8 protein-coding genes are annotated in these 14,480 nt (G+C 61.3%); 3 read left to right on the forward strand and 5 right to left on the reverse strand.

Going from position 1 to position 14,480, the window contains the following annotated elements:
• Nucleotides 1-303: 303 nt before the first annotated feature.
• Complete coding sequence (locus BV95_RS16750) at nt 304-2,487, forward strand: TonB-dependent receptor (protein WP_051749830.1); 2,184 nt, start codon at nt 304-306, stop codon at nt 2,485-2,487.
• A 158-nt stretch (nt 2,488-2,645) separates the two neighbouring features.
• Here BV95_RS16750 and BV95_RS16755 read toward each other — a convergent pair whose 3' ends face one another.
• Nucleotides 2,646-3,992, reverse strand: a complete 1,347-nt coding sequence (locus BV95_RS16755) for a PQQ-dependent sugar dehydrogenase (RefSeq protein ID WP_037454535.1) — start codon at nt 3,990-3,992, stop codon at nt 2,646-2,648.
• Between the two features lie 191 nt (nt 3,993-4,183).
• Between BV95_RS16755 and BV95_RS16760 the strand changes: the two genes are divergently transcribed.
• Nucleotides 4,184-7,060, forward strand: a complete 2,877-nt coding sequence (locus BV95_RS16760) for a TonB-dependent receptor (protein ID WP_037454538.1) — start codon at nt 4,184-4,186, stop codon at nt 7,058-7,060.
• Nucleotides 7,061-7,355: 295 nt separating this feature from the next.
• Nucleotides 7,356-9,653 carry a TonB-dependent receptor gene (locus BV95_RS16765; protein ID WP_013849278.1) on the forward strand — a complete coding sequence of 766 codons (2,298 nt, stop codon included), beginning with the start codon at nt 7,356-7,358 and terminating at the stop codon, nt 9,651-9,653.
• 61 nt (nt 9,654-9,714) lie between these two features.
• On the opposite strand, the gene BV95_RS16770 is transcribed toward BV95_RS16765, so the two are convergent.
• The 4 genes from BV95_RS16770 to BV95_RS16785 form a co-directional block, all read right to left on the reverse strand.
• Nucleotides 9,715-10,524, reverse strand: coding sequence for a glycosyltransferase family 2 protein (locus BV95_RS16770; protein ID WP_156028696.1), 810 nt, complete (start codon nt 10,522-10,524; stop codon nt 9,715-9,717).
• Between the two features lie 60 nt (nt 10,525-10,584).
• Nucleotides 10,585-11,508 (reverse strand): LysR family transcriptional regulator, encoded by a 924-nt coding sequence (locus BV95_RS16775; RefSeq protein ID WP_037454544.1) that lies wholly within the window; start codon nt 11,506-11,508, stop codon nt 10,585-10,587.
• Nucleotides 11,509-11,863: 355 nt separating this feature from the next.
• Nucleotides 11,864-12,835: a PDR/VanB family oxidoreductase gene (locus BV95_RS16780; RefSeq protein WP_037454547.1), complete on the reverse strand. Its 972-nt coding sequence runs from the start codon at nt 12,833-12,835 to the stop codon at nt 11,864-11,866.
• 13 nt (nt 12,836-12,848) lie between these two features.
• Nucleotides 12,849-14,465, reverse strand: a complete 1,617-nt coding sequence (locus BV95_RS16785; RefSeq protein ID WP_051749831.1) for an FAD-dependent oxidoreductase — start codon at nt 14,463-14,465, stop codon at nt 12,849-12,851.
• Nucleotides 14,466-14,480 lie beyond the last annotated feature (15 nt).

Genomic DNA, 14,480 nt, shown 5'->3' on the forward strand with positions numbered 1-14,480 from the left:
AAAAGCCGTTACGCGATGGGTCGTCGGTCATGTCGGTCATAGTCATGTCTGGAGGAAGGATGTTGATCGGCCAGGGCGAATAACGCAGACGCGGGCGACAACAATCAGGCCCCTTGCTGAATTGGCCGCATGATTACCCGTTATTCCTCAATTCTTCGAAGAGATGACGCATTTCCACATCAGAATTACATCGCAAGATCATAATATATAATCGGGAGGATGAACGTGATTGTGAAAGAATATCTGAAGAATCATACTGTAGGTTGCATTGCCATATTGTCTACGACCGCACTGACATCGGTCATGGCGTTGCCGGCTCTGGCGCAAAATGCGCCCGCGTCTCCGCCGGCCGCCGCATCGTCGGGACAAAATGCGACCGCTATCGAGGACATCGTCGTCACGGCCCAGCGGCGCAGCGAGCGTCTGCAGGACGTGCCGGTCGCCGTCACGGCGGCGTCGGCGGCAAAGCTGGCCGCCGTGGGCATCGCCAGCACGCAGGAGCTGACCGTTGTGACGCCCGGCCTCAGCATGCCGCAGACGGCGGGCTATTCGCAGCCGCGCATCCGCGGCATCGGATCGAGCACCAACGGGCCGGGGCAGGAGCCGCCCATCGCCACCTATATCGACGGCGTCTATCTCGCCGCCGCGCCCGCTTCGCTCTTGACGCTCAACAATATCGACCGCGTGGAGGTGCTGAAGGGGCCGCAGGGCACTCTTTTCGGCCGGAATGCAACCGGCGGCCTCATCCAGGTCGTGACCAAGGATCCTTCGGAAAAGCCCACGGCCGCGTTCAACCTCAGCTACGCGAAATATAACGACATCACGGCCGACGCCTATGTGTCCGGCCCGATCGCCGATGCGTTCCGCGCCGACCTGGCGCTGCATTATGAAACGCAGCAAAGCGGCTGGGGAACCAATCTGGGCACGGGCAACCCGGCAGGCACGCTGCCGCACGACTTTGCGGGCCGGGCCAAATTCCTGTTCGAACCGGGCGCGGATACCAGCATCGTGCTGGCGGTCGACTATGCCGATCGTGTCAGTCGCCGCGACGTGCAGAAACTGGACGAGCGCCTGTTCCAGGGCACTTTCAACAACCCCCTCTTCGGCGGGCCCTTCCCGCAGGGCGGGAAATACGACATCAACAATAATATCGACCCGGAAAACCGGCTGAAGGCGAAGGGCGTGTCCCTTCATATCAAGCAGGAACTGGGCGGCGCCACGCTGCAGAGCATCACCGCCTATCGGGACACCAAATTCGACATCAACCTGGATATAGATCAGACGCCCATCAAATATATCCAGCTTTTCGCTTCATCCCGGATGAAGCAATTCAGCCAGGAATTGCAGCTATCGTCCGACAGTAGCGGTCCGCTGACATGGACAGGCGGGCTATATTTCTACCATGCTGACGACAGCAACAATCCGCTTCAGGTGGATTTTCCGCCCACGGCGGTGTCGCCCGTACCCTTCGCGCCGGTTTCCATCAGGACCGATTCGAAGATGCGCACCAATTCCTTCGCGGGCTATGCGCAGGGCACATATGAATTCCTGCCGGAAACCCGGCTCACCCTTGGCGGTCGCTTCACCTATGAACGCAAGCATTCGGAAGGCGGAGAGGACTTCATCGTCGGCGGCGCCGTTGCCCAGCATACCACCTTTCCCGCTCCCGGCATCGTGGATACGATAAAGGCGAACCGGTTCACCTATCGCATCGCGCTGGACCATAAGTTCACGCCCGACATATTGGGCTATGTGTCCTATAATACCGGCTTCAAGAGCGGCGGATATAATCTGTCCGCTCCCACCAATCCTCCCTACAAGCTGGAGACGATCAAGGCCGCCGAAGTCGGTTTGAAAAGCGATCTCTTCAACCGACGTCTTCGCCTGAACATGGCCGCCTATCATTATGACTATGGCAACCTGCAGGTCGGGCGCTATTTCAACAATGTGCAGACGGTCTATAACGGCGCCAAGGCCGAGATTTACGGCGTGGACCTGGACGGAGAGGTCATCGTCGCGCAGGGCCTGTCCCTGAATGGCGGATTTTCCTACATTCATGCGGAATTCAAATCCTTCCCACTGGCCGACTATATCGTGCCGTGCGAAGGCCAGACGCCCACGCCGGGCCATGTCGTCACCTGCTCGGCGGCTGGGAACCGCCTGCCTTTCACCCCGAAGACGACCTTCAATATCGGCGCGGACTACAAGGTCGACGTTTCGTTCGGCACGCTGGAGGCGCACGCCACCTATTATCGCGCAAGCAGCGTCTTCGCCGCGCCGGACAATGTCGCGACGGAACCCGCCTATGACCTGGTGAATGCATCGATGGGCTGGACGGACCTGTCGGGGCAATTGTCGGTCAAGGTCTGGGGCAAGAATCTGGGCAACAGCTATTATGCCACATCAATGCTGGAGGCCAATCAGGGCGTGATCCGCGCCAATGGCGCCCCCAGGACTTACGGCGTGACGCTGGGGTATAAATTCTAGCCAGCGTGAACAAGTTCAGGATGCACTGACTGAATGATTTGTGTTTCTTAATCCTCCCCATCGATAGATGGGGAGGGGGACCAGCCGAAGGCTGGTGGAGGGGAAATACGCAGGTCGCGCCATTTCCCCCCCCACTCCAAACCATCTACGCCCCTCGATCACCGCACCGCAACCCGCCAGATGATGCCGCCCGTATCGTCGCTGACCAGCAGCGCGCCGTCCCCGGCAAAATTCACCCAGGTAGGACGGCCGCGCGTCTCGCCGTCCCCGGTCAGGAACCCGGTCAGCAGGGGAACGGGCAGGCCTTGCGGATTGCCGTCGGCATCGAACCGCACGAACACGACATCGTAACCGGACAGAGGCTTGCGATTCCACGAACCATGGCGAGCGATGACCGCGCCGTTCGCGAAACCGGTCCCCAGTCCCCCAAAGGCCAGGCCAAGCGGCGCGACATGGGCGCCAAGCGCATAGGCCGGCCTGCGAACGCGACCACTCAGGTCTTTCGGCGGCGCTTCGGTGACGCGGTCGTCGCGATGGTCCTTCCAATAATACCATGGCCAGCCGAAATGGCCTCCCTCCGGCACATTGGTCAGATAGTCGGGCGGCGAATCCGGGCCAAGCTGATCCCGTTCATTGACCACCGCCCATAATTTGCCGCTGGTGGGATTCCAGGCCAGCCCATTGGCATTGCGCAAACCCTGCGCATAGGGGCGCGACCGCAGGGAATGAAGGTCCAGTTCCCATATCGCGGCGCGCCCCTTCTCTACGGCAATGCCCTTTTCCGCGGCGTTGCTGGCTGATCCGACCGCGACGAAAAGGCGCGATCCATCGGGACTCAGCAACAGGTTGCGCATCCAGTGATGATCGCCCCTGGGCAGGGCCATCAGCTTCCGGGGGGCTGCGGCAAGGGTGGTTTCGCCCAACCGGTAGGGGAAGGCCAGGACCGCATCATGATTGGCCAGGTAAAGCGTGCCGTCGCGCCAGGCTAGGCCGGACGGAGAGGCAAGCCCATTTCCCCGCCGCAGGACGAATTTCTGCTCTGCCTTGCCGTCGCCATCGCCGTCGCGTAGCAGCATCAGCGTATCGGGCGATTTGCCATGCGATCCGCCGCGCTTCATCAGCCATTCGCCGATCGCCGCATTCATGCCGCTACCCATGCTGCCTGCGGGTGCATCCGCCTCGCAGGCCAGCACGTCGCCATTGGGCAGCGTCAGCATCACGCGGGGATGGTCGAGTCCCTCCGCAAAGCGCGAAACGCGAAGCCCGCGAGCCGCGACCGGCGTTTCGCCGGGGCCCCAGCCGACCGGCGTCGCGATCCGCACGCTCGGTATCTGCTCCAGCTTCGGGGCGACCATCACCGGATCGCGGCCCGATAATTGGTCCAGGCTGTGCCCCGCCGGAACCCCCAGCCACAGCCAGAAGGCAAATCCGCCAGACAGGGCAAGGATGACCGCGAAAGCCAGGATGAGATTTCGTCCCGTCAATATGCGCGAAAATAGACTCATGGCGATGCTTAGCTCCCCGACCGGTTTCGATAGCGGCGACCCGTGCCCCTTTCGAGGGCGCGCTTGACAACGCCTATAATATCGATATTTCTCTAGGACAACGAGAATATGTAAAAATGTCGTAAAACAAACGGCCATAAAAAGCGCGCCCGCAGGCCGACATGATCATGGAGCATTAGGGGAGTATCGCTATGAATATCGCTGCACATCACGCGGCACTTTTGATCGGCGTTTCCAGCATCGGCCTCCTGGCGGCGTCCGCCCACGCGCAGGAGGCATCGGCTCCCTCCGGCGCGATTGCCGACATCGTCGTCACCGCGCAGCGCCAGTCGGAAACATTGCAGAGCGTGCCGATCTCCATCTCCGCCTTCAGCGGCGAGGCGCTGGAAAAGCAGCAGATCAAGAATGCGCTGGATTTGCAGTTGAGCCTGCCCAACGTCACCTTCACCAAGACCAACTTCACCAATTCCAGCTTCACGATCCGGGGCGTGGGCGACCTTTGCGTGGGGGCCAGTTGCGAATCCGCCACGGGCATCCACGTCAACGACATGCCTACCATCACGCGGTTGTTCGAAACCGAATATTTCGACCTCCAGCGCATAGAGGTGCTGCGCGGACCGCAGGGCACGCTTTACGGGCGCAACGCGACATCGGGCGTCGTGAACTTCATCACCAACCGGCCCGACCTCACGAAATTCGGGGCATCCAGCGAAATCGAATATGGCAATTACAAGTCGGTCAAGGTCAAGGGCATGATCAACATTCCCCTCAGCGACAGGCTGGGCGTCCGGCTGGCGGGCTATTATCTCAATCGCGACGGCTATACGAAGGACATCGCCAATAATTCGCGGATCGACGGCCGCGATCTTTACGCCCTGCGCGGCTCCGTCCGCTTCCAGCCGAGCGATGCCACCACCCTCGACATCATCGGCTATTATTTCCGGGAAAAGGACGACCGGAACCGCGTCGGAAAGCAGCTTTGCCATCGCGACACCAGCGGCGTGCTGGGCTGCGCGCCCGACCGCCTCGGCTATGATGTCGTGAACGGGCATGCCACCATCACCGGCATATTGACGAACAGCGAAGTCATCGGACCACTGGGCTGGACCAGCCGCTCAGGCCCCGACATCTATGCGGGCATCGTCAATCCGGCCGACATGCGCACCGTGAACAGCGGCTATACCCCCCGATATTTCGCCGAGGACAAGCAAATACAGATCCGGTGGGAACAGAAGATCGGCGACACGCTCGATCTGGGCGTGATCGGCGGCTACACGAAGACCGAGGTCGATTCCCAGACCGACTATTTCGGATCGCGGGGACGTTCGATATCGACCTTTCCCGGCATCCCGATCTTCCAGGCCGTCTTTCCCACTGCGGCCGCTTCATTGTTCGACAGTGCCGGCAACATCTGCGCATCGGCCCCGGATCGCAGCTATGCAGGCGTTTATGGCGGCCACCGCCAATCCTGCATGGCCTCCCCCACCACGGCCGACCGGTCCACCGGCCGCAGCCGCGCCTATTCGCTTGAAGCGCATCTGACTTCGCATTTCGACGGGAAGTTCAACTTCCTTGCGGGCGGCATCTATTATAATGTGAAGTCTGACTATAATTTCTTCATCGCCGGCACGGGCTTCGACTATGCCGCGGCCATTATCGGTCCGCCCGAATTGAGCGCCACCCATTATCTCGGCCCGTCATTCTACAATAGCGAGACGTCGGATATATCGCTCAAAAGCTACGGCATATTCGGCGAAATCTATTATGATCTGAACGACAGGCTCAAATTCACCGCTGGCATGCGATATTCCAGCGACAAGAAGCCGGAGGTGGACCGGGCGTTCCTCTACAATTTCCCCGTACCCTATGGTTCGACCAACGCGCTGACGTCGCCCTTCTTCCCCTTGCTGTACGATCAGGATCCGGCGATTCCGGGCAATCAGGCCAATCGCGTCCTCAGCGTGAAGTTCGGCGAGATTACGGGCCGCGCGCTCCTCGACTGGCAAGTCACCGACGACAATCTCCTCTATCTGTCCGCATCGCGCGGCTATAAATCGGGCGGCATCAATCCGCCGTTCGATCCGTCCCTGTTCACGGCGCCCGCAACCTTCAAGCCGGAGATCATCCAGGCGCTCGAAATCGGATCGAAGAATAAATTCGCCGGGGGGAAACTGGTCCTGAACGCCAGCGCCTTCTATTATGACTACAGCAATCTGCAATTGAGCCGCCTCATCAACCGGACCGCCTTCAACGACAATACGAACGCGTCCATCTACGGCGTCGAAATCGAATCGGTCATCCGTCCCGACCCGGCCTGGCAGTTCAACCTGAGCGCCAGCTATCTGCATTCGAAGATCAAGAATTTCTCGCTCGACGACAGCCGCGACCCGTCCGGCGGCCGGTCGGACACCGTCATCGTCAAGGACGCGGCCAGCGCGGCGAATTGCGTCGTCCAGCCGACCGGGGCGATCACCGCCCAGGCCCTGTTCGCCGCCGCGCCCGCGCTGGGCGCGCTGCAACCGGTGACCGGCACCAACACGTCCGGCGTCTTTTCCAGTTGCGCGGCGATCCTGCAAATGATCGCGGAGCCGCCGCCGGCGATCTCGACCTTGCTCGGCGTCGCGCCCGGCGGACCCTTGCCCTTCGCCTTCAATCGCGATTTGACCGGAGCGCCACTGTCATTGCCGTCCGGCGTGGCCGTGCCCCTGTCGGGCAACCAGCTTCCGCAGGCGCCCACCTGGAAATTCTCCGCAGGCGCGCAGCATGTCAGCGAATTCGACAATGGCATGAGCCTCGTCCTGCGCGTCGACCTTACCTATACCGGCGAATATTTCAGCCGCAGCTTCAATCGCCCCGTCGACAGGATCAAGGGCTATGAAGTCGTCAACGCCCAAGCCCAGCTCAATGGCCGGGACGACAAATGGTTCGTCAGGGCGTTCGTCCAGAACCTGACCGCGAACAACGCGATCACCGGCCAATATGTGTCCGATCCGGCGTCGGGCCTCTACACCAACAGCTTCACGCTGGAACCGCGACGCTACGGCGTCGCCGCCGGATTCGAATTCTGAACCTGTGCCGACATGGCGATATCGTCCGCGAAGGGAGGTATCGCCATGTCGGCTCATATGAAAAATGAATGAATTCTTCTCGAAAACCGAATGTCGTAAGATGTAATTACTCGGCCATGTCGCGCCAGTTATTTCTTGGCGACTGTCGATCCAATTATGGTGAATGTGAATGAACCTCATTCGCATATGGAAATTGCTTCTCTCGTCCAGACTACAATTAGCTGCATGCCAAGCCTGCACCAGGAACGGATAGCGGGCATCGCAGCGACAGGCTGCATGGAGAGGGAGAGCAGTGATGAAGCGTGCAGAAATATATTTGGCGGGGGGCGCGGCCCGCAAACGACGGATTTTCCCTGCAACTACATCGCTGTTGCTCGCCTCGGCGGCACTGTTGCCCAATACTGCCTTCTCCCAGCAGGCCGCCGATCAACCGGCGACGTCGGCGAACCAGATCGAAGACATTGTGGTGACGGCCCAGAAGCGCAGCGAAAATGTCCAGAAGGTGCCGATCGCCATCTCGGCCCTGGGCGGGGAAGCGCTGGCGAACAGGGGCTTCGACAGCCTTGCGACGCTGACCAAGCTGGCGCCGTCGATCCAGCTCAGCAATTTCGGCCCCATCGCCTTCGTCACCCAGCGCGGCATCGGCAATGAAAACAGCATGGCGGGCGGCGATCCCGGCGTCGCCTTCCATTTCGACGGCGTCTATGTGGGCCGTCGGGTCGGCACCCTCTTCTCCGCCTTCGACAGCGCGCGGGTCGAGATTTTGCGCGGGCCCCAGGGCACGCTGTACGGACGGAACGCGACTGGCGGGTCGATCAACTACATCACCAAGAAGCCGGTGGACGAATTTGAGGCGAATGCCGACGTCACCATCGGGAACTACGACATGTGGCGTCTGCGCGGCGCGATCAACATTCCCGTCACCAACGGCATCAGCACCAGGATCGTGGGCTATAAGGAGAAGCGCGACGGCTTCGCCCATAACAGCGTTCCCGGCGGGACGGAGGCGAATGACGCCGACAATTACGGCATTCGCGGCCATATCCTGGCCGAAGTGACCAGCAATTTCACGGCGCTCATCTCCGGAGCCTATATCCATGCAGGGGGCATCGGCAGCCAGCCCGAACTTCGCACCCCCTTCCCAGGGTCCACGACCGGCCAGAATCTGGGTGGACCGCCGGTGCCGGGCACCAACAATTATCTGGTCAACGGCACGCCGCTGGTGAACGACCTCAGGCCGTTCCATGAGGCCAAGAACACGTCGGAGTTCCAGGACAAAACCTTTCGGTTGATCAGCGCCACGCTGGACCTGGATCTGGGACCGGCGGCGATCAAATCCATCACCGCCTATGCGAAATCGACCTTCCGCACCCAGCAGGACGCCGATTTCTCCTCGAAGGATCTCGGCTCGCTCAACCTGGATGAGAAGGCGCGGCAATTCTCGCAGGAACTTCAGCTTTCGTCGACCGCAGGCCCCGGCAGCGTCTTCAACTGGATTGTCGGCGCCTATTATTTCCGGGAAAAGGGCTATCGCGAAATCACCTATCGCGGCAGCCGCTACGATATTCTGGCGGCCGCTGCCCAGGTTCCCTACGGTTTCCGCATCGCGGGCAACGTCACCTCCGAATCCTACGCCTTCTTCGGCCAGGCCACGGTCCGGCCGACCGACCGCTGGAGCGTCACGGGCGGCCTGCGCTACACGCATGACGAAAAGAGCGGGAACAACATGGGCTTCCAGTTCCAGCCCCCGTCCTATAGCGGACCCGTCGGCGGAAACTGGCAGAAGGTCACCTATCGCGTCGCCACGGACTATGAGATCGCCGACGCCATATTGGGTTATGCAAGCTATTCCACCGGCTACAAGTCGGGCGGCATCAACCAGGCGATCAATCCCAATGTCGCCAACGCGATCTTCGAGCCGGAATTCGTCAAGGCCGCCGAACTGGGTTTGAAATCGCAATTCTTCGACAAGCGGCTTCAACTCAATCTGTCGGCCTACCGCAACAAATATGACAATCTTCAATTCCAGATATTCGGCCCGGTCGGTCCTCAGGCCTTCAACGCGGAAGGCGCGACCGTCAAGGGCATAGAACTGGAATTCCAGGCGGCCCCCACCTCATGGCTGCGCATCGACGGTTCGGGCGCCTATACCGACGCGACCTTCGACAGGCAGATCTTGCAGGGCATCCAGCTTGATGGAAACCGCGTGCAAAGGACGCCCAAATGGACGTTCAACCTCGGCGGCTCCATCGACTTCCCGCTTGGCGAGATTGCCGACGCCCGTCTGCGCGCCGACTATTCCTACACGGGGAACATCTATTACACGGCCTTCAACCGCAACACGCCGTTCCCTGGGCTGGCCGGATCGGACTTTGCGCCAAGCTATCAGAGCGTCGACCTCAGGGCCTTCCTCTATTCGAAGGATCGCAAATGGACGGGTGAATTGTTCATGACGAACGTCTTCAATACCGTCCAGATCGGCAACGTCTTCAGGGGCATCGGCTTCACGGACGTCGCCGGGGGAGGCGGACCTGAACTGGTCACCTACAAGCCTCCTCGCCAATTCGGCCTGCGGATCGGCTATTCCTTCTGATGAAATGCGTGCCGGTTGCCCGTCATGAAGCAGGCAACCGGCAAGCGGCGGGGAAGGGCGGCTAAGCGCTGCTGCCCTTCCAGCTCAACCACAGATAGCGCGCGACGATTTCCACATGCGCCCTGGCCCGGCTTATCCTGCCCCTGGACAGCGCCAGCATGGATCGGGCGATGCGGCCCGCAATTTGCGGCGCTATGGCCGACCTGCGCGCAGTGAACAGCAGATGCGCCACTTCGGCCTGCACATATTTCGCAATTCCAGCGGCGCTGTCGCCATAGCCGGGATTGAGATAAAGAATGTCAGGCGAGATGACGCCGACAATTTTGGCGTCCGGATGCCTTTCCAGATATCGCTTGGCCCATTCCTGATCCTCGGAAGCGAACACATCTTCGCGAAAAGGAAAAGCGACGGCTTCCGCCGTCTCGAACATGCCGAAACTGTTCGACAGCCCGTTGCGCCCATTATAGCTGTATCGATCGACGATATCGATCCGCCTGGGATTGGGCGCATCGGGACTGGGCGGGGACCAGTAGATTATCCTGGCCCCAACCTTCTGCGCTTCGTCCCAGCCATCCTCGATAAGCCGGGGGGTCGATGGCACGGTATGACTGCTGATCATCAGGGTCAGTCCGGTCCCGACCTTGGAAACCCCCAGATTGACAGCCCTGGAGAAATTGAACGGCCCCTGATATTTCACCGCCCTGCCGATTTTGGAGAGGGACGCGTGCACATCCTCGCTGCCTGAGGAATCCACGAACAATATCTCTTCGGGAGGCACGCTCTGCTCACGGAGGGCAGCAACCACCCTCAGCAAGATATCGTCCACCTTGTTGGTCCGGATGACGGCGGTATATTGGAATTTGGTCGCCATATATTCCACGCTCATCTCCCCATGGAGAAAGCGATGCCGTAGTCGATGATGCCGCGCTTGTCACTCCGCCGGCGGATTCTGGAAACCGATCTTCGCGATCACGCGGCGCAGCCAGATATTGCCCGGATCCTTGTCATAGCGCTCATGCCAATATTGCTTGACCTCGATGGAGGGCAACTCGATCGGAACCGGAAATATGGTCAGCCCGCCCCGGTTGGCGAACCATCGCGCCAGCCTGGACGGTATGGTCAGGATGACGTCGGTCTCCTCGGCGATGACCGCGCTGACCAGGAAGTTTTCCGTCGTGAAGCGGATGGATTCCGGCGGCAGCAGCTCCAGCAGGCGCGCCTCCACCTGCTCATGCACATGATTGAACTGATGGGCGGTCACGATGATGTGGCGGCACTGCCGGAACGCCTCCAGGTCCAGGCCGTGCGTCAGGGCGGGATGGGATTGCTGCATGACGCAGACATATTCTTCCCGGAACAGCGTCTGCGTCTTGATGCCCGCCGACAGGGTTGGGAATCCGCCGAACGCGATGTCGATGCTCCCGGACTCCAGTTCCTCCACCAGCGGGCCGTGGCGCAGATTGACGCCCGTCACGCGCACCTGAGGCGCGGTCTCCTCCAGCGTCGCATAGAGTCTGGGCAGCATCAGCGCCTGTCCGAAATCGCTGGCCGCTATGCGGAAATTCCGGTTCGACGTGCCGGGATCGAAGCGCAGTTCGCTGCGCACATGCTGGCGGTAGATGGCGATCATCTCCGCGATATGCGGCGCGGCGCGCGCGGCGAGCGGCGTCGGCTCCATGCCGGATCGCGTCCGCACGAACAGGGGATCGTCGAAATGCGTCCTCAACTGCGCCAGCCAGCGGCTCAGCGTGGGCTGGGGCATGGAAAGCGCATGGGCCGCCTTCCCGGCGCTGCCATGCCGGTACAGGGCGTCGAAGACCATCAGATGGCCGAGCGGTAATACGGAATCATTCATGCGCGGTTCCCATCTGCACGGCGGGAAGCCAAAGTGAGCGGTCGAAGCGGAGAGGCGTTGGAGGCCATGCGGAGCAGGTCGGCAAACCGCCGTTGGGATCGCAATCGTCCTGATCCGTACGCCATTTTCTCTCCCACTGGCGGGCAGAATAGCCGCTTTCCGTCCCGCCGCAAGTCGCGCCGCGCGAAATGCCGGAACGGGGACGAACCCGCCCGGCTGGAGGATGATGCCCGTCCCGGCCGTCGCGGCGACGGGTTCCGCGCCCGATCGATCCGGCGGCTTGCAAATGATGGAAGCGAGGCGCGAGCCTCGCTTCCATCTTTCGCGTGCCATTGTCGTCCTTCGAGCGGTCGATTCAGATGTCCAGCACCAGCCGCGGGGATTTGCTCAGCGAACAGCAGATCAACATGGTCGAATTTGACGCCTTCTTCTCGTCGGACAAGACCCAGTCGCGATGATCGGGTTCGCCCTCCAGCACCTTGGTCTCGCAGGTGCCGCAGACGCCCTGGGTGCAGGAGTAATTCCGGCTTATGCCGTTCTGGAGCAGCGTCTCCAGGATCGTCATCCCCGGTTCGACCGTGAATTCCTGGCCGGACCGCGCCAGCACGACCGTGAACACGTCGTCCGCCGGTTCGCCGGTCAAGGCCGCGCCGAAATGTTCGAACCGCACCCGTTCGGACGGCAGGTCCGCCGTCGCCGCCTTATAGGCCTGGAGCATCGCCTCAGGGCCGCAGCAATAGAAGATGCTGTCCTGGCCCGCCTGCGCCACGGGGCCCGCCAGGTCCAGGAATTTGCCGTCGGCCTCTTCATCGAGGTGGAGGTGGAATCTCGCTCCAGCCTCCGCCGCCGCCTGCTCCAGTTCCTGGCGGTAGGCGACGAAATCCTTGCCGCGACAGGCGTAATGAAGCTCCCAGGTGGAACCGAGTTCCCGCAACCGCTGGATCATCGACCAGATCGGCGTGATGCCGATGCCGCCCGCGAACAGGACGGAGTGGGGTGCGGTCTCCACCAGGACGAAATTATTGGCGGGCGGCGCGATCGACAGGCGCTGGCCGACCCGCAACTGTTCGTGGAGATAGCGCGAACCGCCACGGCTGTTGCGGTCCAGATTGACCGTGATCACATAACGGTCCCTCTCGCCCTGCGGGTTAACGAGCGAATAGCTGCGCAGGATCCCGTTGGGCAGCGAAACGCCGATATGCGCGCCCGCGGTGAACTCCGGCAATATCACGCCGGGTTCAGGGCGAAGTTCGTAAGAGTTGATGTCCTTGGCCACGCGCGTGATCTGCGTGACCGTCATGTCGATTGTCGAAGCGGGGCTTGTCATCGCTTGGGTCTCCTCAGGCGCAGCGCACAAGCATCGCGTCGATCGCCTGGATGACCAGATCGCTGCGATCCAGGCCTGCCCGCGCATGGATGTAATTGTCCGGCCTCAGCAGCGCGGCCCAACCCGATGCGTTGTCGCCCCATTCGCTCTTGAGCTGGCCATAGCTGTCGACATGGACGTCGCCTTCGATGGAGATTTCGCTCCCCTGGGGACGCACCAGCACGGACTTCACCAGCGGCCACTGCGCGCGGACCAGGTCGCGCAGCTTCTCCGCTTCCACCACTTCTTCCTCGGTCGCCGGCGCCAGCAGCAGGGTGGGGCGGGTGTTGCGGACCAGGTCGAACAGCCGGACGCGGGGCGCCAGTTCCGCGTCGGGAATGCGGTCGCCCGCGCTGGGTCCGGCCAGCCGGTCGTCGTTGAAGCCGGAGAGCTGGTCGCGGTAGTTATAGGACATGCCGGACACGCGATAGGTGGCGGCGTCGTGCCATCCCGGCGCCTGCGTCAATTCGATGCGATCGGTCAGGCCCTTGCCATGCCCCATGATGATCTCATGCATGGCGTGCGTGCCTTCCAGCAACTGCTGCGCGACGGGCGTGCGTTCGGTATGATAGCTGTCGAGCAGTTCGGGCTTGGCTTCGCCGCGTTCCACCATGGCGATCTTCCAGCCCAGGTTGAAGGCGTCCTGCATGCCGACGTTCATGCCGCTGCCGCCCGACGGCGAATGGCAATGCGCCGCGTCGCCCGCCAGGAAGACGTTGCCCTTGCTATAGGCTGTCGTCATCCGCTTCCACACGCGCCACTTGGTCGCCCAGCGCGGCTCGTCCAGCGTCGCCTGGTCGTCGAAGGAGCTGAGATAACCCTGGAACGCTTCCCGCGTCTCTTCCAGATTCTCCTTGTTGGCGCCGCCCAGGTCGCTGATTATCACGCGATAGTTGGTGCCCGGCAGCTTCGTCACGAACACGAACTTGTCCTGGCCGATGAAATAGTGGATCCAGTCGTCGCCCGCATCGAAATCCTGAATGCCCACGTCCATCATCTGAAGGATGTTTTCTTCGTAATCCTCGCCTTCATAGGCGATGCCCAGGCATTCGCGGACGCGGCTGCGCACGCCGTCAGCGCCGATCACCCAGCGCGGGTTGATCGTCTGCTTGGTGCCGTCCTTCAGCCTCAGGTCGACGCGGATGCCGTTTTCGTCCTGGTGCAGGGCCAGCAACTGCGTGCCCCATTCCGGTTGGAAGCTGTAGGTCGCCTCCAGATGCTGGCGCAGGACGCGCTCGGTCTCATTCTGGTTGTAGATGGTGATGAAGGGGTATTTGCCGGGCAGGACCGAGAAGTCGAGCATCGGCTTCGCGTCCGTATTTTCGAAGTTGAAGGTGAAGCCGTTGCACCTGACGCCGGTCTCGATGTAGCGGGCGGCGATGCCGATATGCTCCATCATCTCCATCGACCTTGCGTGGATCGTGCAGGCTTTGGATGTCTGGTGGGGAACAGGCAGGCGGTCGATCATTCGGCACGACACGCCGCGGCGCAGCAATTCATTGGCTGCGATAAGTCCCGTCGGCCCGCCGCCGACGATCAATACCGCGGCATCGGCGGAATGGCTCGGCGCATTGATTGGATAGGTCGACATAATAACGATCTCTCT

It is taken from the genome of Sphingobium chlorophenolicum (assembly GCF_000722875.1).
GTDB classification, from domain to species: Bacteria; Pseudomonadota; Alphaproteobacteria; order Sphingomonadales; family Sphingomonadaceae; genus Sphingobium; species Sphingobium chlorophenolicum.

Coding starts and splice junctions, on each gene's coding strand:
- BV95_RS16750 (WP_051749830.1), top strand. CDS start 304: ATGGCGTTGCCGGCTCTGGCGCAAAATGCGCCCGCGTCTCCGCCGGCC.
- BV95_RS16755 (WP_037454535.1), bottom strand. CDS start 3,992: ATGAGTCTATTTTCGCGCATATTGACGGGACGAAATCTCATCCTGGCT.
- BV95_RS16760 (WP_037454538.1), top strand. CDS start 4,184: ATGAATATCGCTGCACATCACGCGGCACTTTTGATCGGCGTTTCCAGC.
- BV95_RS16765 (WP_013849278.1), top strand. CDS start 7,356: ATGAAGCGTGCAGAAATATATTTGGCGGGGGGCGCGGCCCGCAAACGA.
- BV95_RS16770 (WP_156028696.1), bottom strand. CDS start 10,524: ATGGCGACCAAATTCCAATATACCGCCGTCATCCGGACCAACAAGGTG.
- BV95_RS16775 (WP_037454544.1), bottom strand. CDS start 11,508: ATGAATGATTCCGTATTACCGCTCGGCCATCTGATGGTCTTCGACGCC.
- BV95_RS16780 (WP_037454547.1), bottom strand. CDS start 12,835: ATGACAAGCCCCGCTTCGACAATCGACATGACGGTCACGCAGATCACG.
- BV95_RS16785 (WP_051749831.1), bottom strand. CDS start 14,465: ATGTCGACCTATCCAATCAATGCGCCGAGCCATTCCGCCGATGCCGCG.